The sequence below is a fragment of the Pedobacter glucosidilyticus DSM 23534 genome, from assembly GCF_000425145.1.
Taxonomy (GTDB): domain Bacteria; phylum Bacteroidota; class Bacteroidia; order Sphingobacteriales; family Sphingobacteriaceae; genus Pseudopedobacter; species Pseudopedobacter glucosidilyticus.
In genome coordinates this window covers 125,232-143,347 of record NZ_AULF01000009.1, presented here as the reverse complement: position 1 = coordinate 143,347, position 18,116 = coordinate 125,232, and the positions used below count along the sequence as shown (strand labels likewise).

Below are 18,116 nucleotides of genomic sequence, written 5' to 3'. Positions count from 1 at the left end.
CTAAAATTTTAGTTAAACTAAACCGAAAATTCGATTAATACTGAACAACCATTCAGTATTTTTATTAAAATTGGTGATATACACCAAAAGCCATAAACTCCAATCCGTTTTAACGGAGGGAGTTTAAGGCTATATTTTGTAGAGAGACTCTAATTATTTAATCTCAACAACAGCTCCTGCTTCTTCTAATTGTTTTTTAAGAGCTTCAGCTTCGTCTTTAGCAACACCAGCTTTTAATTCTTTAGGTGCACCATCAACTAAATCTTTAGCTTCTTTTAAGCCTAAACCAGTTAAGTCTTTAACTAATTTAACAACCGCTAATTTCTGACCACCAGCATCTTTCAAGATTACATCAAAAGATGTTTTCTCTTCAGCAGCAGCAGGTGCATCACCAGCAGCAGCAGGACCAGCAACTGCAACAGCAGCAGCAGGCTCAATACCATACTCATCTTTTAAAATTTGAGCTAATTCGTTTACTTCTTTAACTGATAAGTTTACTAACTGCTCAGCAAACGCTTTTAAATCTGCCATTATATTTAATTTTTAAAATTTTACTTTTTGTTTTACTAATTCCAAATTTCAGGTATTTGGTTAACCTCTTTCTTGTAAAGTTTTGACAATTCCTGCCAATTTGTTTCCTCCAGATTGAAGTGCTGAAACAACATTCTTCGCTGGTGACTGTAATAAACCGATGATATCGCCAATAAGCTCTTCTCTAGATTTAAGATTAACTAGAGCGTCTAACTGGTTATCTCCGATAAATGCAGTGAAATCAATATATGCTGCTTTTAAAACTGGTTTATCACCTTCTTTTCTTAAAGCTTTAATAAGCTTTGCAGGTGCGTTTCCTGTAGTAGAAAACATCACAGAAGATGAACCTTTAAGAACATCGAATAAAGGTGCAACATCACCATCTAATTGCTCTAAAGCTTTTCTGATAAGTGTGTTTTTTACAACCTGTATACCAATTTCGTTCTCAAAACATTTGCGGCGAATATTATTGATTTTTGCCACTGTTAAATCAGATGTATCAGTAATATAGAAATTACCGTACTCTTTCATTTGTTCAGCTAAAGCAGAAACAACTTCGTGTTTTTCTTCTTTTCTCATAATCTTAAATTCCCGCTACTGTTTTAGTTTCAATTTCAATTCCAGGAGACATAGTTGAAGATAAATGAATACTCTTAAAATATGTTCCTTTAGCAGCTGATGGTTTCAATTTTGAAATGATTTGAAGAACCTCCAAAGCATTATCATAAATTTTATCAGCAGGGAAAGATACTTTACCTATTGAGCAATGGATAATACCTGTTTTATCAACTTTAAAGTCGATTTTACCACCTTTAACATCAGCAACTGCTTTACCAACTTCTTGGGTTACAGTACCTGACTTAGGGTTAGGCATTAAGTTACGTGGACCTAAAATACGACCTAATTTACCAACTTTAGCCATACAGCTAGGAGTAGTAATAATAATATCGATATCTGTCCAACCACTCTCAATCTTAGCAATATACTCGTCCAAACCTACGTGATCAGCACCTGCAGCTTTAGCTTCTTCTTCCTTGTCAGGAGTTACTAATGCTAAAACGCGTACTGTCTTACCGGTACCATGAGGTAAAGTAGCAATACCACGAACCATTTGATTGGCTTTACGTGGATCAACACCTAAACGAACATCAATATCTACCGATGCATCAAATTTAGTTGTTGTGATATCTTTAACCAGGTTAGCTGCCTCTTTTAAAGAGTAAGCTTTACCAGCTTCAAGTTTGGAAAGTGCTGTCTTTTGATTTTTTGTTAATCTAGCCACTGTCTTTAACTTTGTTGTTTAATTAATTGTTCCAGGGAGCGTTTCCTGTAACGTTTATACCCATACTACGGGCGGTACCAGCTACCATTCTCATTGCTGATTCTACTGTGAATGCATTCAAATCAGGCATTTTATCTTTTGCAATAACCTCTACCTGTTCCCAAGTTACGCTAGCAACTTTTTTACGGTTAGGTTCTGCAGATCCACTTTTAATGCTAGTAACTTCCATTAATTGGATAGCTACTGGTGGAGTTTTGATGATAAAATCGAAAGATTTATCTGCGTAAACAGTAATTACAACCGGAAGAACTTTCCCTGGTTTATCTTGGGTACGAGCATTAAATTGCTTGCAAAACTCCATAATGTTCACCCCTTTTGCTCCCAATGCCGGACCAACTGGAGGTGATGGATTTGCAGCGCCACCCTTGATTTGTAATTTGATTAACGCACTGACTACTTTTGCCATTTTCTATTTATTTATTTCTCAACGTTAATTAATGTGGAAGCATTCTTTTGTTGAGCTCATATCCATCTTTTATTAGTATTTAGTATCTAGTTATTAGTATTTAGCACCTATATAATCTTGATACTTTATACTTACTACTTTATACTTTTTACTCTTTCTCTACTTGCATATAGTTAAGTTCTAATGGAGTTCTTCTTCCAAAAATCTTAACCATAACCTTTAATTTTTTCTTTTCCTCATTCACTTCTTCAATAACTCCAGAGAAGCCATTGAAAGGACCATCCATCACTTTGATGTTTTCACCTACATAATAAGGAATATTAATCATCTCTCCTTGTTGTGCCATCTCGTCAACCTTACCTAAGATACGATTAACTTCTGCCGGTCTTAACGGGACAGCGTTTCCGCTTTTATCTCCTAAGAAGCCGATAACACTATTGATATTTTTGATGATTAATTCTAACTCTGCATTTAAAGCAGCTTCTATTAAAACATACCCTGGGTAGTAGTTTCTTTCTTTAGCGATTTTTTTACCATCACGCATCTGATAGTATTTTTCCATAGGTATTAAAACCTGAGGAACCAAATGAGTAAGCTCTAAACGACTGATTTCAGCATCTATATATTGCTTTACTTTTTTTTCCTTCCCACTTACCGCTCTTACTACATACCACTTTAATTGGTCGCTCATCTTTAATTATATTATACGAATGACTTATAAATTAATTTAATCAGATTACCTGCAGACTCATCCATTGCAAATATGATTAATGCAATGATAAGAGAAGCCACTAAGGTTATGATAGCACTATTCTGCAATTCACCCCAAGTTGGCCAAGTTACTTTTTCAGTAAGCTCTGTGTAAGATTCTTTAATATATTCTGCAAAATTAGCCATTTGTATTGCTTTAGCACGGGAACAAGGATTCGAACCCTGATCAAAGGTTTTGGAGACCTCTATTCTACCGTTGAACTATTCCCGTTTTTGTTAAAGAAAGCTAAGGCATTAAATACCTTAGCTTTCAAATATTTATGATGCTTAAAATTAAGCTACAATTTCAGTTACCTGACCAGCACCTACTGTTCTACCACCTTCACGGATAGCGAAACGTAGACCTTTTTCCATTGCGATTGCGTTAATCAATTTAACATTGATTGTTACGTTATCACCAGGCATAACCATTTCTACACCTTCTTGTAAAGTGATTTCACCAGTTACGTCTGTTGTACGGAAATAGAATTGAGGACGGTATTTGTTAAAGAATGGAGTATGACGTCCACCTTCTGCTTTTGATAATACGTAAACCTCAGCTTTGAAATCTGTGTGAGGAGTTACTGAACCTGGCTTACAGATAACCATACCACGACGGATATCAGTTTTCTCAATACCACGCAATAATAAACCTACGTTATCACCAGCTTCACCTCTATCTAATATCTTACGGAACATCTCAACACCAGTAACTGTAGATTTTAAGTTCTCAGCACCCATACCTAAGATATCCACTTGCTCGCCAGAGTTAATAACACCTCTTTCTATACGACCAGTTGCAACAGTACCACGACCAGTGATTGAGAATACGTCCTCAACAGGCATTAAGAAAGGAAGATCTGTTAATCTTGGTGGAATTGGAATGAAGTTATCTACAGCATCCATTAACTCCATGATTTTACCAACCCATTTAGCATCACCATTTAACCCACCTAAAGCAGAACCTTGGATTACAGGAATGTCATCACCAGGGAAATCATAGAAAGATAATAACTCACGGATTTCCATTTCAACAAGCTCTAATAACTCTGGATCGTCAACCATATCTACTTTGTTCATGAAAACAACAAGAGCTGGTACACCAACCTGACGAGCTAATAGAATGTGCTCACGAGTTTGAGGCATTGGACCATCTGTTGAAGCAACAACAAGGATAGCACCATCCATCTGAGCAGCACCAGTAACCATGTTTTTCACATAATCCGCGTGACCCGGACAGTCAACGTGTGCATAGTGACGGTTAGCAGTAGAATACTCTACGTGTGCTGTATTGATAGTGATACCTCTTTCTTTTTCTTCAGGAGCTGAGTCAATTGAATCAAATGAACGAGCTTCAGATAAACCTGCATCAGCTAATACTTTAGTGATAGCTGCGGTTAATGTAGTTTTACCGTGGTCAACGTGACCGATTGTACCGATGTTTAAGTGTGGTTTACTACGGTCAAATTTTTCTTTTGCCATGATTTTGTACTTATTAGTAGGTTAATTTTATATACTTTAATTTTTTTAATCTCTATCTTATCGAGCCAATGATGGGACTTGAACCCATGACCTCTTCCTTACCAAGGAAGTGCTCTACCGCTGAGCTACATCGGCTTTTAAACAAAAAAAGCCCTGCCTAATTTTAAAACAGGCGGCTATATTATTTTTAATAAGTGAGCGGAAGACGAGGTTCGAACTCGCGACCTATAGCTTGGAAGGCTATCGCTCTACCAACTGAGCTACTTCCGCATGTTAATTGTGGGGGTAAGTGGACTCGAACCACTGAACCCGAAGGAGCGGATTTACAGTCCGCCGCAATTGCCGCTATGCGATACCCCCGCACTCTTGAGCCTCCTATCGGAATCGAACCAATGACCTACTGATTACAAGTCAGTTGCTCTACCAGCTGAGCTAAGGAGGCTTTTATTAAATTTAAAGAACTTTCTTTTTTTATCCCAGAAGACCTGTGCTTGAGGGACTGCAAAAGTACAAAAATTACTATTCGAACAAAATTTTTTTTAAAAAAAAATCGATGATTTTTACAATCATCGATTAAGGCCGTTTCAAGGCTGTTGATAATGAATTATATAGCTAGTTTATAGCTTGAGAAATAATTTGCTTATGATTACTCTCATGAGCTTTAATTTTCTCTTTATGTTTATTTATTTGTTTTCTTAAAGATTCTATGGCTAAGTCTGTTGCTTCTTCAAAGCTTTTACATTGTTCTTTTGCAAATAAGGTATTACCTGGTATCATTAACTTAATTTCCGTGATTTTATTAGCTTCATCAGAGACATTATCTAATTTTAAATAAACATCTCCGCCAATAATCTGGTCAAAAAACAAATCTAATTTGTTTGCTTTTTTTTGAATGAATGCCAATAAATCTTTGTCGGCATTGAAGTGGATGGATTGAACTCCGATTTTCATTTTACCTCCTGTTTTTAAGCCTTTGGATGGGCTTGTTTATAAATTGTTTTAATTCTCTCTATAGAATTGTGCGTGTAAACTTGTGTAGCAGCTAAACTTGCATGCCCTAACAACTCTTTGATGGCGTTGATATCTGCCCCATGGTTTAATAACGATGTTGCATAACTATGCCTTAACAGGTGTGGACTTTTTTTATCTTGTGTAGTTACTAAACTTAAATAACGCTGCACAACTCTATAAATTAGTTTTGCATAAGCTTGTTCTCCTTTTTCTGTAACGATGAAGGATGTTGTATTTGTATCCGCAACGATAGCTAATCTTTCTGTTAAATAACTTTTTATTTGATTTACCAGAGAATGGTGGATAGGAATAATTCTTTCTTTGTTTCTTTTACCCAGAACTTTTATGGTTTGATGGTTTAAATCTATTGAAGCAATGGTTAAACCTAAAAGCTCGCTTAATCGCATGCCCGTACCAAATAATAGCTCTAATATCAATTTATCTCTAACACCTGTAAAGCTATCTTCAAAAGCACTGGTGCTATCTAATAAAGCGATAAGCTTGGACTCTTCTACAAAAACCGGTAATTTTTTTGCAACCTTAGGTGTCTGTATTTTTAATACAGGATTGATGGATAGCACCTCCTCTTTTACTAGGAATTTATAAAAAGCTCTTAGTGTAGATATTTTTCTATTTACAGATCTAGCCTCTATGCCATCATCTAGTAAAGTAATCATCCAATTTCTTATTTGTTGATGATTAACAGTTAGAATATCTGATTCAAATTCTTTAAGGAAATTTTCAAATTGTAGTAAATCGTTTTTATAAGCAGTTAAGGTATGCTTGGAATACCTTTTTTCGTACTGTAGATAATTAAAAAAACGCTCTAAAAACATAAAAAACTATTTGTTTATCCGAAATTGAATATACAAATAGTTTTTATATAATGTAAAAATCTATTTAATAAATTGTTATTTATTAAGATTCTAAGTTTAAGCCTTGTTTGTAAATAGCGTGTTTAACTTCCATTCTACGGGCAACAGACTTCTTTTCATAAGCCTGGCGACTACGAAGCTCTCTTAAAACACCTGTTTTTTCGAATTTCTTTTTGAAGCGCTTTAAAGCTCTATCAATTGATTCTCCGTCTTTTACGTTGATAATAATCATTTTTTAAATACCACCCTTCTATTCATTTTTAATGGATTGCAAAGGTAATGAGTGAGATTGTATTTTGCAAGTTTTGAAAGATTTATTTAATAAGCTATTTATCAATCTCTTTAGGATAAGGTTTACCATCTTGATAACCTCGTTCAAAATCACTCCAATTTAAAATTAGCTCAATTAAAAACATTATTGCAAAGCTTAATAAAAAGGATTTTAAATCTCTTTTTGTGATGTTTTTCAGAGTTGTATTATTAATTAATATTTATTTAAAAGTAAAAGGCTGTACATCAAAAAGTTAAAAAAGAATGCCTATACCTAATGCTATAGAACTTAAAGCTATTTTATCATCAGATATTTTATATCTAAAATCTTGATATTTATAAGATATTTCTGGTGTTAGGGCTGTTTTCTTGCCTAATTTAAGATTGTAGCCTGCACCTATCTCATATAGTAAGCCTCCATCATATCTGTTAGATGTAATGCCATAGCCTAAATTTGTAAAAGTGTAAGGCGTTTTAAAGCTTTCTTTAAAATAGTAATGTGCATTTGCAAATACAGGGTAAGAAGTTAAAGTTGGATTGATGTAAGAAGATGTACTTAACCCTAAACCTAATGAAACATGCTTATTGATATGCCAACCATTTATGGTGGTAATTTCTGTACCGTTTCCTGCATCCCTAATACCAGAATAAGATGGAGATGTATTCATTCGTATGGCTACACCTAATTTAGTTTTGTTAAAAAAGCCTTTTCTATGAAGGTCTTGGGCGTTGGTGAGTGCAGCACCAAATAACAGTAATAATAGTAAGCTGTTTTTCATATTTAGATTTTAATTAAACTTTTTAATCAATACTCTGCCAAAGCCACAACTTTATCAGCATAAGGCTTAATTAAATCCTTACCCTTTAAAAAATCTAGGCTAATGATAAAAGAAAAGCCTGCTATCTTGCCTTTCATTTTTTGTATCAACAAAGATGTAGCTTCAACAGTTCCTCCGGTAGCTAATAAATCATCATGAATTAAGATTTTGGTTCCTGGTTCAAAAGCATCTTCATGCATTTCTATAGTAGCAGAGCCGTATTCTAGATTATAGCTTTGTTTTACGGTTTTATAAGGTAATTTACCTGCTTTTCTAATTGGAATAAAAGGCTTATTTAACCTATTGGCTAACATCAATCCAAATAAAAAGCCTCTGCTTTCTATACCTGCTATAGCATCAAAGTCTAACTCCTTTAATTGTATTACAAAAGAATCAATAATTTGAGTACATAATTCTTGATTTTTTAGAATAGGTGTAATGTCTTTGAAAACAATACCTGGCTTCGGAAAATCCATAACATCTCTTACGGCTTCCTTTATTTTTTGTTCAATCATCAAAATTGGATATATGGAGCAATTTTACTGATTATTTCGGGATTTAAGATGTGGATTTTACTTAAATCTGTAATGGATTTATAAGCACCATGTTGTTTACGGTAAGCGATAATAGCATTCATTTGTTTATAAGACAGATATGGAAACCTCTTTATGTCTGCAAATTCAGCTGTATTGATATGGAGGGGTGTAATTTTCTCTTTATCTATCAAAATCTGATTTTCTATTTGAGCATATTTAACAGAATCTAATCCGTAAACTTCCATGAGTTGCTCTTTTCTAATAAAACCTCCTAACCTATTTCTATATTTTATAATTCTTGAGGCAAATGCAGGGCCTATTCCTTTGATGTTTAATAACTGTAATGAATCTGCATTATTTACATCAACCATAACAAAAGCCTTTTTAGGGAAAGACTCCTTCCTATCGTAAGTGGTATAAGCCTCCTTTTTATTTTCTGGTATGTCTATATAAGGTGCTAACCGTTGGTACATAGCAGGAGAAATAGCATACATTTTTTTAACATCCTCCTTCTTATAAAACTTGCCTCCTTTGGCTTCATATTTTTTAATAGAAAGAGCCTGCTTTTCTGATAGCCCTAGCTTTATCCAATCCTCCACTGGTAAATGGTTGGGGTTAAACTTAAATAAAATAGGTTTATGAAATTCTTCTTCATGATTTTCATCGCCTATATTTTTATATTTATCAATTTGGGTTAAAGCGGGCTTAATGGTTTCTATTTTTATTTCTAAAGGCTTGAAAAAGAAACGTTCATAAACATAAGGGCTAAAAAGTATCCCAATTAATATAAATAACACCAATACACCTCTGTATTCCTGACGAGAAATACTAAAGTATTCTTTAAATTTTTGATTCATACGTAGATAATAAATCAAATTAAAGAATTATTTTTAATACTATCAATAAAAATTTAATTAGCTAATATCTATTAAAAGAGTTGATATTTGCATAAAAAACCGACCAATTCTGATGAAAATAATTACGACAGAAGAATTTGCGAAAGCTACTAAAATTAACAAGCTTAGAATGCCCGGATTGGCTTACTTGTTAATGGAAATCATGAAAATAAATGATATTAACGAAACATTTGCTAAAGCAGCCGATTTTGAGGGCGTGGATTTTGTAGATGAAATTTTAAGACTTTTAGGTGTTAAAGTAGAGATTAAAGAAAGCGATTTAAAAAATCTCCCACTTGATGGTGCTTTTATAAGTGTAGCAAATCATCCTTATGGCGGCATAGAAGGTTTGGTTTTGATAAAAATACTTTGTACCATAAGGCCAGAAGCCAAGGTAATGGCAAATTTCTTATTGAAGAAAATACCTAACCTGAGTGATTTTTTTGTAGCTGTAAATCCGTTTGAAAATATAGATCACTCATCCAGTATTAGCGGTATAAAAACAACTTTAGGCTTATTAAATGGCGGTACTCCTATTGGGATTTTTCCGGCTGGCGAGGTATCTACCTTTAAATTAGAACAACAGCAAGTAACAGATAAGCTGTGGCATCTGGTAGTGGGTAAATTGATATCTAAATCTAAAGTTCCGGTGGTGCCTATTTATTTTCATGGTAATAATGGTTTGTTATTTAACTTATTATCACTCATACACCCTGCTTTAAGAACTGCTAAACTACCATCAGAATTGTTTAATAAAAAGGGGCATACCATCCATGTAAGAATAGGGAAACCTATAAAATTTGAAGAAATCCCTAATAACGATAATAACAGCGCTCTATTGGCTTTTTTAAGAGCCAAAACTTATGCTTTAGGTGCCGGATTAGAAAACGAGCGAAAAATTTTTAGCAGTGCTAATTTATTTAAAATTTTAAAGCAATCTCAAGATATTATTCCTCCTATTGAAACACCTTTGATGGAAAAAGAAATTGAGGACTTGCGTGGTGAGTGTTTGGTGTGGACAGAGAAAAACTATGAGGTTTACATCACCCCTACTCAAAATATCCCTAACATCATTAAAGAAATAGGAAGATTAAGAGAAATTACTTTTAGGGAAGTTGGAGAAGGCACTAATAAATCTATCGATTTAGATAGTTATGATATTTATTACAACCATTTATTTATTTGGGATACTGAGCAAAAAATGGTTGTTGGAGCATATAGAATTGGAAAAGGCGATGAAATTTTTTACAGCTATGGCAAAAAAGGCTTTTACACTGCCGAATTGTTTAAGATAAAGTCTCAGTTTAGTGTTGTTTTAAGAAATAGTTTAGAACTTGGGCGTTCTTGGATAAGAAAAGAATATCAACAAAAACCTTTACCACTGTTTTTACTGTGGAAAGGGATTCTTAAATTTCTGATTGATAATCCTAGATATAAATATTTGATTGGTCCTGTATCCATCAGTAATACTTTTAGTAAATTTTCTAAATCTTTGATTGTGGATTTTATTTACCGTAATCATTTTGACCACGAAATGGCACAAATGGTTAAACCTAGAAAACAATTTAAGGTAGACTTTTCTAAAATTGATGCTGATATACTAACGGCTAACAGTAACTCTCTTAAAAACCTAGATAGTTTAATTGCTGAAGTAGAGAGCAATCATATTAAAATTCCTGTTTTGCTAAGGCAATATATCGCCTTAAATGCTAAGATTATTTGTTTTAATATTGACCCTAAATTCTCTGATAGTTTAGATGGTTTTTTGGTTTTGGATTTAGAAAATATCCCTCAAGATATGATAGAAAAACTGGGTAAAAATCTTTGATTTTACCCAATTTATGCTCCGATTTTTATTAAGAATCCAACGCTATTAGCTTTTTAAAAGCAATGTTTATTTCATCGCCTCTAGATAACGGTAGAAAATCAAAATCATAAGATAATATGATTTTATCTTCAATTACATATTCAACTTCTTGATATAAACCTCCAAAATGAACTGATTTAACTTTAGCAGCTATACCATCTTTTTTCACAACAACATCCTGAGGGTAAACAGCATACTTACCTTTTTCTAAAAATGATAAACCTTCTAAAATATTGGCTTTACCAATAAGCTGAGCCACGTAAGCATGTTGTGGGTGGTGATAAATTTCTTGTGGTTTACCTTCTCTAACTACTTTCCCCTCTTTTACAATCACCAACTTATCAGATAATGATAAACCATCGTTAGGATCATGAGATACCATGATAACTGTTATTTTTAAGAAACGAGCTAAGCGTTCTATATCATCTCTTAATTGTTTTTTTAGAATGGAATCAACCTGACTAAAAGGTTCGTCTAATAATAACACTCTAGGCTCGGTAATAACCGCCCTTGCTATAGCTACGCGTTGCTGCTCGCCGCCGCTTAATTCAACAATTTTTTTATAGGCCAAATGGTCTATTCTTAAGAATTCCATGGTTTGCATGGTTAAATCTCTTTTAACATCTAAATCAGTATTAGATAGCAGAGACGATATATTATCATAAACCCTAGCATAAAGGTTTAAGGTAAGTTCTTGCGTAACCATTTTCATTTCATCATGCCCTGGAATCAACTTTTCTGTGGGTCCCAATACACGCTTACCTTCAAAAAGGATTTCACCTTCCTGAGGAATAAGATAACCATAAATTAGCTTTAATAAAGTTGTTTTACCGCTTCCACTTTCTCCTACAATACTCACAATTTCACCTTCATGAATATCAAGGCTAATTCCGGAAACACCAGAATGAGAGGTCTTTGTAAAGTTCTTATAAATATTACTTACACTAATTAAAGGCAAAATCTTATTGTTTACTTAGTAAATATAATCATCGTGTTGATAAATGAAAGAATAAAAAAAGCCCTGTATCAAAACAGAGCTTTTACACACATCATATTATTACAGGTTAAAATCCGAAAGTTAATCCAAATGAAAGGTTTTTATACCCTTCTAAACCAGGAGCCTCTGATTCTGCAAATACATCGTTAAGGTAATATTTAAAGAATAAACCTGCGCCACCATAACCTAGCCTAAGATTGGCACCATATCTAAATTGGTTAAAATTAAAATCATCTTTAACTTTGATTTTCTCGCCGCCATCAGTCTTTTGTTTAACCTTGCCATCTATCAGGAAACCTACTTCCGGACCTGCTACTACAGAAAATCTTTTCCCATCCTTACCTTGGTTACTTCTATATTCAAAATACAAAGGGACTCTTACGTATCTACTAGAAAATCTATTCTTTTTTAAATTCGTTTCTGAGGATGGGTCAGCTGTTAACACGGGCGAATCTGGTCTGATGGTTACATCTTTCTCAAGTCTTACATGATTCCAATCTATCCCCCCGGCAAGCGCTATTTTAAAATTTGGATTAAACCTTACTCCAAATTGCAGAATATCAAAACCAAAAGTATGCGTTTTCCAGTTGTTATGCTCTAAAAAATCATAGCTATTTGGGAACCCGAAATCACCATTGTTATGATATTTGCTTAAACCGATATCAAAATGCTCAAAGTTAAATCCAAAACTTACTTTGGGAAAACTTCCCTTTTTATCTTTTTGAGTTGAATCTGATTTACCAATATGAATATTAACTCCCTCTTTCCCTATTTCTAAATGGGCTTTTCTTTCTTTTTTAACCATCACTGAGTCTGCCGTTTGGGCATAAGAAAATGCTGCGATAGAAAAAATGCTGCATGTTACAAGTATGAATTGTTTCATCATTTTAGTCTTTTTTATATTTAAAGAGTCCTAGATTAATTCCTGTTATTTCTATATCACTTTCGTCTGTTTTACTAATTCTGATAAGTTTTTGCTCTCTTTTATCAACTTTTGCGATAACAAAATTTACCAAATCTCCTACAGATCTTATTTTTTCTGATGATTGGTTATCTTCATTAAAAGAAGAAAACATGCTCGATTTAATTTTATCAGTTTTTACTGCATTTTCTTCCTCAAGAAGTATTAGCTCTGTTACCGTGATTCTTTTAACTGGTTCTGTACGTGTTACAAGCTCTTGTTCTTCTTGTATTCCTGACTTATCTGTTTGTATGGATGCAAAAAGATTTTCTTCTTGCAAACCATTTTGTTCTGAAACAGATTGAGTTATTTTTTGCACTTCACTTTCTTGATTTCCTGATTGCAGGTTGGCTTGCTTAGTATTAGTGTTAACCTCATTACTTGAACTAGTACTATTATTTTCAGCAATCAAGATATTTCCTTCGTCAATAGCTGGCTTACCTTTTAACATAATTTGCTCCTGCGGTTTATTCCAAAATATTAAACCTAAACCCAAAACAACTAATACACTAGCAGCTGCCATCCATAGAAAAGGAACTTTTCTGCGTTGCATAGGCTTAATAGATAGCTGTTCGTCTATCTTAGACCAGCTTGAAACTGATGGCTCTACTTCATAATCTTCAAATTTAGATTTGAATAAAAGATCCAATTCTTTATCCGACATTGGTTCCATAACTGTTTCCCTCCATTTTTAAAATTTGTTCTCTTAATATTGCTCTAGCTCTACTTAACTGGGATTTTGATGCTCCTTCTGTAATGCCTAGTTCTTTTGCTATTTCTTTATGCGAATATCCTTCTATAGCATACATGTTAAATACTAATCTATAACCATCAGAAAGATTTCTTATCAACTTCATTAAGTCTGCAATATTTAATCTACTCATATCAAATGCTGTTGAGGCCTGATGATCATGTGTTTCATCTATATCAACAATATTTAAACTTCTTAAATTTTTACGGTACACTTCTATAGAAGTATTTACCATTATTCTTCTTATCCAGCCCTCAAAAGAACCTTCTCCGCGGTACGCATTTATATTCTTAAATACCTTTACAAAAGCAGTTTGCATCATATCTTCTGCTTCAAATTGATCTTTAGCGTAACGCATACAAACACCTAGCATTTTAGAAGACATCATCTTATACAGCAACTCTTGATAACGTCTTTCGCCTGCCTGGCATCCTTTAATAATTTCTTCCTGAGAGTATTTGTGCTGCAAATTCATCGTGTTATATAAGGTAGATGATGAATTTATAAGATAGGTTGCATGTGGGTTTAATTATTTTTTAAATGGCTATGAACTTTGTATGATTTGTAAGATTTCATCAACATAAGTTCTGTTGTTTGCCAATCTTGGAACCTTGTGTTGTCCGCCTAATTTCCCTTTCTGTTTCAACCATTTATAGAAAGTATCATCAGGAGCAATATGTACTGTTGGTCTTCTTAAAGCCATATCTTTAAATCTTTTAGCGTCATAATCAGAGTTTACTTCGCGTAAAGTATTATCCAAAATATCAACAAATCTATTAAACTCGTTAGGTTTCTTTTCAAACTCTATGATCCATTCATGACCGCCAGCCTCATTACCTTGGAAATAAATTGGGCAGGCAGTATAATCTTTAATAATAGCATTGGTTTCCGCACAAGCTTTAGTAAGTGCCTTTTCAGCATTATCTATGATAACCTCCTCGCCAAATGCATTAATAAAATGTTTAGTTCTTCCAGTTATTTTTATTCGGTAAGGGTCTAATGAAGTAAACTTTACTGTATCACCAATAACATACCTCCATAAACCGGCATTGGTACTGATGATGATGGCGTAATTTTTATTAAGCTCAACCTCGCTTAGGGATAATGTCTCAGGGTTTTCCTCATCAAAATGCTCCATTGGTAAAAACTCGTAATAAATACCATAATCAAGCATCAGTAATAAATCTTTATCTTCACTTTGATCTTGTATCCCAAAAAAGCCTTCAGATGCATTATAGGTTTCCAGATAATACATTTGCTCGTTAGGAATAAGCATTTTAAATTGTTCTTGATAAGGTTCAAAATTTACTGCACCATGTACATAAAGCTCTAAATTAGGCCAAACTTCCATGAGGTTATTTTTACCCGTAAGTTCTAAAATGCGTTTTGCAAGAACGATAGTCCAGGTTGGTACACCAGCAATATTGGTTACATTAACTTCCATAGTTGCTCTGGCCATCTTTTCAATCTTCTCCTCGTAGTTATCCATTAAAGCAATAGACATATCTGGCGTACGCATCATTTCTGCCCATATAGGCAAGTTTTTTATGATAACGGCTGATAAATCCCCATAGAAGGAATCGGGACTTAATTGATTGATTTGGTGGCTACCTCCTAAAACCAAACTTTTACCAGTAAACATCTTGGCGTCTGGTCTATTGTTACAATAAATAGCCAGCATATCTTTACCTCCTTTAAAATGACATTCTTCTAAAGCTTCCTCACTTACAGGGATAAATTTACTTCTATCGCTGGTGGTACCCGATGATTTGGCAAACCATTTAATTTCTGATGGCCAAAGTATATTCTGCTCGCCTTTTAGCATTTTTTCTATAAAAGGCTTTAAAGTATCGTAACTTTGCAAGGGTACACGCTCTTTAAATTGACGCTCGTTTTCTATGGATTTATAATCGTAAAGCTTACCCCACTCTGTATTTTCTGCTGAGTTTACCAAAGTATTTAACCATTCTTCTTGTACTTCATTAGGATATTTCATGAAAAGCTCTATCTGGTGCATACGCTTTTTCATAATCCAGTTAAGAAAAGAATTTACAATTGTCATAATGGGCTATGGGCTACTTTGAATGTAAGAGATATAGTTTTTAAACTTTAAAATTCTTGATTTTAAGTACAAAATGCTGTCCTAGATAAAACTTCCTAGCCATTTCATTATCCGCAATTTCTTGAGGAGTGCCAGCAAGCATAATTTTACCTTCTGCTAATAAATAAGCTCTATCTGTAATAGATAAGGTTTCGTTTACATTATGATCGGTAATCAAAATCCCAATATTGCGATGTTTTAGTCTGGCAACAATAGTTTGAATTTCTTCTACCGCAATAGGGTCTACCCCTGCAAAAGGTTCGTCTAATAAAATAAACTTTGGGTCTGCGGCTAAAGCTCTGGCAATTTCTGTTCTTCTTCTCTCGCCACCCGATAATAAATCGCCACGGTTTTTTCTTACTTTATGGAGGCTAAATTCATCAATAAGTTGTTCTAATTTATCTTTTTGTTCTGTTTTGGAGAGTTGCGTCATCTCTAAAACAGCTTTGATATTATCTTCTACGGTGAGTTTTCTAAATACAGAAGCTTCTTGCGCTAAGTAGCCTATACCCTTTTGCGCTCTTCTGTACATTGGGTCTTGGGTGATATTTTCATCTTCTAAAAAAACATTGCCTTCATTTGGTCTTATCAAACCCACTATCATGTAAAATGAAGTTGTTTTGCCTGCTCCATTTGGGCCAAGTAAACCTACAATTTCTCCCTGCCCTACATGAAAAGAAACGTTATTTACAACAGTTCTTTGCTTATATTTTTTAATTAGATTTTCTGCTCTTAATATCATAAATTTTAACCTAATAGGTTTTAATGCCTTTGATGTTTAATTGTATTGAACGTTTATCTTTCCATACATTCTCTTCTATAGTGTAACAAATATCAAAAGGTATACCTCTGTTAATTTGCTCTAAAAAATCTCCATAACCAAAGGCTATACAATCAAAAACTTGACTATCTTTTTGTCTAACACTCATTTTTAAATGGTTATTACCAACAATAGAGCCATAGCCGTACGAATATACATTTCTACTGATAAAAACAGGTGCCATATTTTGAGGACCAAAAGGAGCAAACTGCTTTAATATCCTGAAAAATTTAGGATTAATATCTTTTAAATCTATACATTTTTCTGCTTCTATTACTTGGATAAGCATATCATCGGTAATGGTAGCAGATACAACCTCTTCAAATTTATGGATGAAAGCAGGTAAGTTCTCTGGTTTCATGGTTAAACCTGCGGCGTATTTATGTCCGCCAAATTGCTCTAACAAATCGCTACACTCACATAAAGCTTCATACAAATCATACCCCAAAACAGACCTTGCCGAACCTGCAATATGTCCGTTAGACTGAGTTAAAACAATTGTTGGACGATAATATTTCTCTGTTAGTCTACTCGCTACAATTCCTATCACACCTTTATGCCAAGTCTCATGGTAAACAACGGTTGATTTTCTTTTTTCCATTTCTGGAGAGTTTAAAATCATGTTAAGCGCTTGCTCTGTAATATTATTATCAAACTCTTTACGTTCAGAATTTTTGAGGTTAATGATAAAGCCAGCATCCTCTGCCAATTGCGTTGAGGAAGCTATTAAAAGTTTAACCGCTTGTTTGGCATCATCAATTCTACCAGCGGCATTAATTCTAGGGCCAATAGAAAAAACAATATCTGTGATGGTAAAATCATCGGCTTTACCAGACAACTCAATTAAAGCTTTTAAACCGTTACATGGGTCTGAGTTAAGTTTTTTTAAACCATAATGCGCTAAAATTCTATTTTCTCCAGTAATAGGCACAATATCCGAAGCAATACTTACCACTACCAAATCAAGATATTTTAACACCTTTTCTTGTGGGATGTTATTTCTAGATGCAAAAGCCTGAATTAGTTTAAAGCCTAAACCACAACCAGAAAGCTCTTTATATGGGTAATGACAATCTTTACGTTTTGGGTCTAGCACAGCAACAGCATCCGGAATTTCATCTCCCGGTAGGTGATGGTCGCAAATGATAAAATCTATTCCCTTTTCTTTTGCATACTCAACCTTATCAATAGATTTGATACCACAATCTAAAGCTATTATAAGGCTTATACCATGATGAGTGGCATAATCAATCCCTTGTGTTGATATACCATAGCCCTCTACATATCTATCTGGAATATAATAAGTTAAATGAGGATATAAATCTTTAAAGAAAGAATAGGTTAAAGCTACAGAAGTTGTACCATCAACATCATAATCTCCATAAATTAAAATATGCTCTTGGTTTTTGATGGCTCTTTGTATTCTGGATACGGCTTCTTCCATCCCATTCATTAAAAATGGGTCATGCAAATCATCCAAAGATGGTCTAAAAAATAGTTTAGCTTGCTCAAAAGTTTTTATACCTCTGGCAACCAACATTTGAGCTAAAATCTCATCTATATTTAACTCTTCTGAGAGTAATTTAACAGTTTCTATATCTTGTATCGAATGCTCTACCCACCTTTTTTCCATATATTTGCGCAATGTAACACAGTAAAGATACAATAATCAATAAGCTCCATAAAAAAGAATTGTAAGCCA

At 33.8% G+C, this 18,116-nt stretch carries 21 protein-coding genes and 5 tRNA genes; 1 reads left to right on the top strand and 25 read right to left on the bottom strand.

What is annotated here, in order from left to right:
• Positions 1-153: 153 nt before the first annotated feature.
• The 18 genes from rplL to H510_RS0103145 all read right to left on the bottom strand — a co-directional run bounded on the left by rplL (position 154) and on the right by H510_RS0103145 (position 8,878).
• Entirely contained in the window at positions 154-531 is a 378-nt protein-coding gene (rplL, locus tag H510_RS0103235; RefSeq protein WP_026902992.1) for a 50S ribosomal protein L7/L12, read from the bottom strand.
• 60 nt (positions 532-591) lie between these two features.
• Entirely contained in the window at positions 592-1,110 is a 519-nt protein-coding gene (rplJ, locus tag H510_RS0103230) for a 50S ribosomal protein L10 (protein ID WP_026902991.1), read from the bottom strand.
• 4 nt (positions 1,111-1,114) lie between these two features.
• Entirely contained in the window at positions 1,115-1,813 is a 699-nt protein-coding gene (gene rplA / locus H510_RS0103225) for a 50S ribosomal protein L1 (RefSeq protein WP_026902990.1), read from the bottom strand.
• Positions 1,814-1,835: 22 nt separating this feature from the next.
• Entirely contained in the window at positions 1,836-2,279 is a 444-nt protein-coding gene (gene rplK / locus H510_RS0103220; RefSeq protein ID WP_026902989.1) for a 50S ribosomal protein L11, read from the bottom strand.
• 148 nt (positions 2,280-2,427) lie between these two features.
• The gene (gene nusG / locus H510_RS0103215; RefSeq protein ID WP_026902988.1) at positions 2,428-2,970 is read right to left on the bottom strand and encodes a transcription termination/antitermination protein NusG; all 543 of its coding nucleotides are present in this window, start codon (positions 2,968-2,970) and stop codon (positions 2,428-2,430) included.
• 11 nt (positions 2,971-2,981) lie between these two features.
• Positions 2,982-3,176 carry a preprotein translocase subunit SecE gene (gene secE, locus H510_RS0103210; protein ID WP_026902987.1) on the bottom strand — a complete coding sequence of 65 codons (195 nt, stop codon included), beginning with the start codon at positions 3,174-3,176 and terminating at the stop codon, positions 2,982-2,984.
• A gap of 14 nt (positions 3,177-3,190) precedes the next feature.
• A tRNA-Trp gene (locus H510_RS0103205) sits at positions 3,191-3,261 on the bottom strand.
• Between the two features lie 62 nt (positions 3,262-3,323).
• Positions 3,324-4,511, bottom strand: coding sequence for an elongation factor Tu (gene tuf, locus H510_RS0103200; protein ID WP_026902986.1), 1,188 nt, complete (start codon positions 4,509-4,511; stop codon positions 3,324-3,326).
• A gap of 63 nt (positions 4,512-4,574) precedes the next feature.
• Positions 4,575-4,646 (bottom strand) — tRNA-Thr (locus H510_RS0103195).
• A 62-nt stretch (positions 4,647-4,708) separates the two neighbouring features.
• A tRNA-Gly gene (locus H510_RS0103190) sits at positions 4,709-4,781 on the bottom strand.
• Positions 4,782-4,791: 10 nt separating this feature from the next.
• Positions 4,792-4,871: transfer RNA gene (locus tag H510_RS0103185), tRNA-Tyr, on the bottom strand.
• A gap of 9 nt (positions 4,872-4,880) precedes the next feature.
• Positions 4,881-4,953, bottom strand: a tRNA-Thr gene (locus H510_RS0103180).
• A gap of 170 nt (positions 4,954-5,123) precedes the next feature.
• Complete coding sequence (gene hpf / locus H510_RS0103175) at positions 5,124-5,462, bottom strand: ribosome hibernation-promoting factor, HPF/YfiA family (protein ID WP_026902985.1); 339 nt, start codon at positions 5,460-5,462, stop codon at positions 5,124-5,126.
• 14 nt (positions 5,463-5,476) lie between these two features.
• Entirely contained in the window at positions 5,477-6,358 is an 882-nt protein-coding gene (locus H510_RS0103170; protein ID WP_026902984.1) for a tyrosine-type recombinase/integrase, read from the bottom strand.
• Positions 6,359-6,440: 82 nt separating this feature from the next.
• Entirely contained in the window at positions 6,441-6,629 is a 189-nt protein-coding gene (rpsU, locus tag H510_RS0103165) for a 30S ribosomal protein S21 (RefSeq protein WP_026902983.1), read from the bottom strand.
• 292 nt (positions 6,630-6,921) lie between these two features.
• Positions 6,922-7,446: an outer membrane beta-barrel protein gene (locus H510_RS0103155; RefSeq protein WP_026902982.1), complete on the bottom strand. Its 525-nt coding sequence runs from the start codon at positions 7,444-7,446 to the stop codon at positions 6,922-6,924.
• 26 nt (positions 7,447-7,472) lie between these two features.
• Positions 7,473-8,000, bottom strand: coding sequence for an adenine phosphoribosyltransferase (locus H510_RS0103150; RefSeq protein WP_026902981.1), 528 nt, complete (start codon positions 7,998-8,000; stop codon positions 7,473-7,475).
• Complete coding sequence (locus tag H510_RS0103145; protein WP_026902980.1) at positions 8,000-8,878, bottom strand: ComEA family DNA-binding protein; 879 nt, start codon at positions 8,876-8,878, stop codon at positions 8,000-8,002. Before H510_RS0103145 ends, H510_RS0103150 begins: the two co-directional genes overlap by 1 nt.
• A gap of 112 nt (positions 8,879-8,990) precedes the next feature.
• Between H510_RS0103145 and H510_RS0103140 the strand changes: the two genes are divergently transcribed.
• Positions 8,991-10,745: a bifunctional lysophospholipid acyltransferase family protein/GNAT family N-acetyltransferase gene (locus H510_RS0103140; RefSeq protein ID WP_026902979.1), complete on the top strand. Its 1,755-nt coding sequence runs from the start codon at positions 8,991-8,993 to the stop codon at positions 10,743-10,745.
• A 28-nt stretch (positions 10,746-10,773) separates the two neighbouring features.
• On the opposite strand, the gene H510_RS18140 is transcribed toward H510_RS0103140, so the two are convergent.
• The 7 genes from H510_RS18140 to recJ all read right to left on the bottom strand — a co-directional run bounded on the left by H510_RS18140 (position 10,774) and on the right by recJ (position 18,047).
• Positions 10,774-11,742, bottom strand: a complete 969-nt coding sequence (locus H510_RS18140) for an ABC transporter ATP-binding protein (RefSeq protein WP_036691719.1) — start codon at positions 11,740-11,742, stop codon at positions 10,774-10,776.
• A gap of 106 nt (positions 11,743-11,848) precedes the next feature.
• Positions 11,849-12,667: an outer membrane beta-barrel protein gene (locus H510_RS0103130; RefSeq protein ID WP_245584782.1), complete on the bottom strand. Its 819-nt coding sequence runs from the start codon at positions 12,665-12,667 to the stop codon at positions 11,849-11,851.
• A 1-nt stretch (position 12,668) separates the two neighbouring features.
• The gene (locus tag H510_RS0103125) at positions 12,669-13,391 is read right to left on the bottom strand and encodes a hypothetical protein (protein WP_211226539.1); all 723 of its coding nucleotides are present in this window, start codon (positions 13,389-13,391) and stop codon (positions 12,669-12,671) included.
• A gap of 4 nt (positions 13,392-13,395) precedes the next feature.
• Positions 13,396-13,968 carry an RNA polymerase sigma factor gene (locus tag H510_RS0103120; protein ID WP_026902976.1) on the bottom strand — a complete coding sequence of 191 codons (573 nt, stop codon included), beginning with the start codon at positions 13,966-13,968 and terminating at the stop codon, positions 13,396-13,398.
• Positions 13,969-14,037: 69 nt separating this feature from the next.
• Positions 14,038-15,555, bottom strand: a complete 1,518-nt coding sequence (locus tag H510_RS0103115) for a GH3 auxin-responsive promoter family protein (RefSeq protein WP_026902975.1) — start codon at positions 15,553-15,555, stop codon at positions 14,038-14,040.
• Positions 15,556-15,595: 40 nt separating this feature from the next.
• On the bottom strand, positions 15,596-16,336 hold the full coding sequence (gene lptB / locus H510_RS0103110) for an LPS export ABC transporter ATP-binding protein (RefSeq protein ID WP_026902974.1): 741 nt from the start codon (positions 16,334-16,336) through the stop codon (positions 15,596-15,598).
• A gap of 10 nt (positions 16,337-16,346) precedes the next feature.
• On the bottom strand, positions 16,347-18,047 hold the full coding sequence (gene recJ, locus H510_RS0103105; protein WP_026902973.1) for a single-stranded-DNA-specific exonuclease RecJ: 1,701 nt from the start codon (positions 18,045-18,047) through the stop codon (positions 16,347-16,349).
• Between the last annotated feature and the right edge of the window lie 69 nt (positions 18,048-18,116).

Excerpts from the sequence above, each read along its gene's own strand:
- H510_RS0103170 (WP_026902984.1), bottom strand. The coding sequence starts at position 6,358 with ATGTTTTTAGAGCGTTTTTTTAATTATCTACAGTACGAAAAAAGGTAT.
- H510_RS0103120 (WP_026902976.1), bottom strand. The coding sequence starts at position 13,968 with ATGAATTTGCAGCACAAATACTCTCAGGAAGAAATTATTAAAGGATGC.
- H510_RS0103150 (WP_026902981.1), bottom strand. The coding sequence starts at position 8,000 with ATGATTGAACAAAAAATAAAGGAAGCCGTAAGAGATGTTATGGATTTT.
- secE (WP_026902987.1), bottom strand. The coding sequence starts at position 3,176 with ATGGCTAATTTTGCAGAATATATTAAAGAATCTTACACAGAGCTTACT.
- nusG (WP_026902988.1), bottom strand. The coding sequence starts at position 2,970 with ATGAGCGACCAATTAAAGTGGTATGTAGTAAGAGCGGTAAGTGGGAAG.
- rplJ (WP_026902991.1), bottom strand. The coding sequence starts at position 1,110 with ATGAGAAAAGAAGAAAAACACGAAGTTGTTTCTGCTTTAGCTGAACAA.
- rplK (WP_026902989.1), bottom strand. The coding sequence starts at position 2,279 with ATGGCAAAAGTAGTCAGTGCGTTAATCAAATTACAAATCAAGGGTGGC.
- lptB (WP_026902974.1), bottom strand. The coding sequence starts at position 16,336 with ATGATATTAAGAGCAGAAAATCTAATTAAAAAATATAAGCAAAGAACT.
- H510_RS0103115 (WP_026902975.1), bottom strand. The coding sequence starts at position 15,555 with ATGACAATTGTAAATTCTTTTCTTAACTGGATTATGAAAAAGCGTATG.
- H510_RS0103130 (WP_245584782.1), bottom strand. The coding sequence starts at position 12,667 with ATGATGAAACAATTCATACTTGTAACATGCAGCATTTTTTCTATCGCA.
- rpsU (WP_026902983.1), bottom strand. The coding sequence starts at position 6,629 with ATGATTATTATCAACGTAAAAGACGGAGAATCAATTGATAGAGCTTTA.
- H510_RS0103155 (WP_026902982.1), bottom strand. The coding sequence starts at position 7,446 with ATGAAAAACAGCTTACTATTATTACTGTTATTTGGTGCTGCACTCACC.
- tuf (WP_026902986.1), bottom strand. The coding sequence starts at position 4,511 with ATGGCAAAAGAAAAATTTGACCGTAGTAAACCACACTTAAACATCGGT.
- H510_RS0103145 (WP_026902980.1), bottom strand. The coding sequence starts at position 8,878 with ATGAATCAAAAATTTAAAGAATACTTTAGTATTTCTCGTCAGGAATAC.
- rplL (WP_026902992.1), bottom strand. The coding sequence starts at position 531 with ATGGCAGATTTAAAAGCGTTTGCTGAGCAGTTAGTAAACTTATCAGTT.
- hpf (WP_026902985.1), bottom strand. The coding sequence starts at position 5,462 with ATGAAAATCGGAGTTCAATCCATCCACTTCAATGCCGACAAAGATTTA.
- recJ (WP_026902973.1), bottom strand. The coding sequence starts at position 18,047 with ATGGAAAAAAGGTGGGTAGAGCATTCGATACAAGATATAGAAACTGTT.
- H510_RS0103140 (WP_026902979.1), top strand. The coding sequence starts at position 8,991 with ATGAAAATAATTACGACAGAAGAATTTGCGAAAGCTACTAAAATTAAC.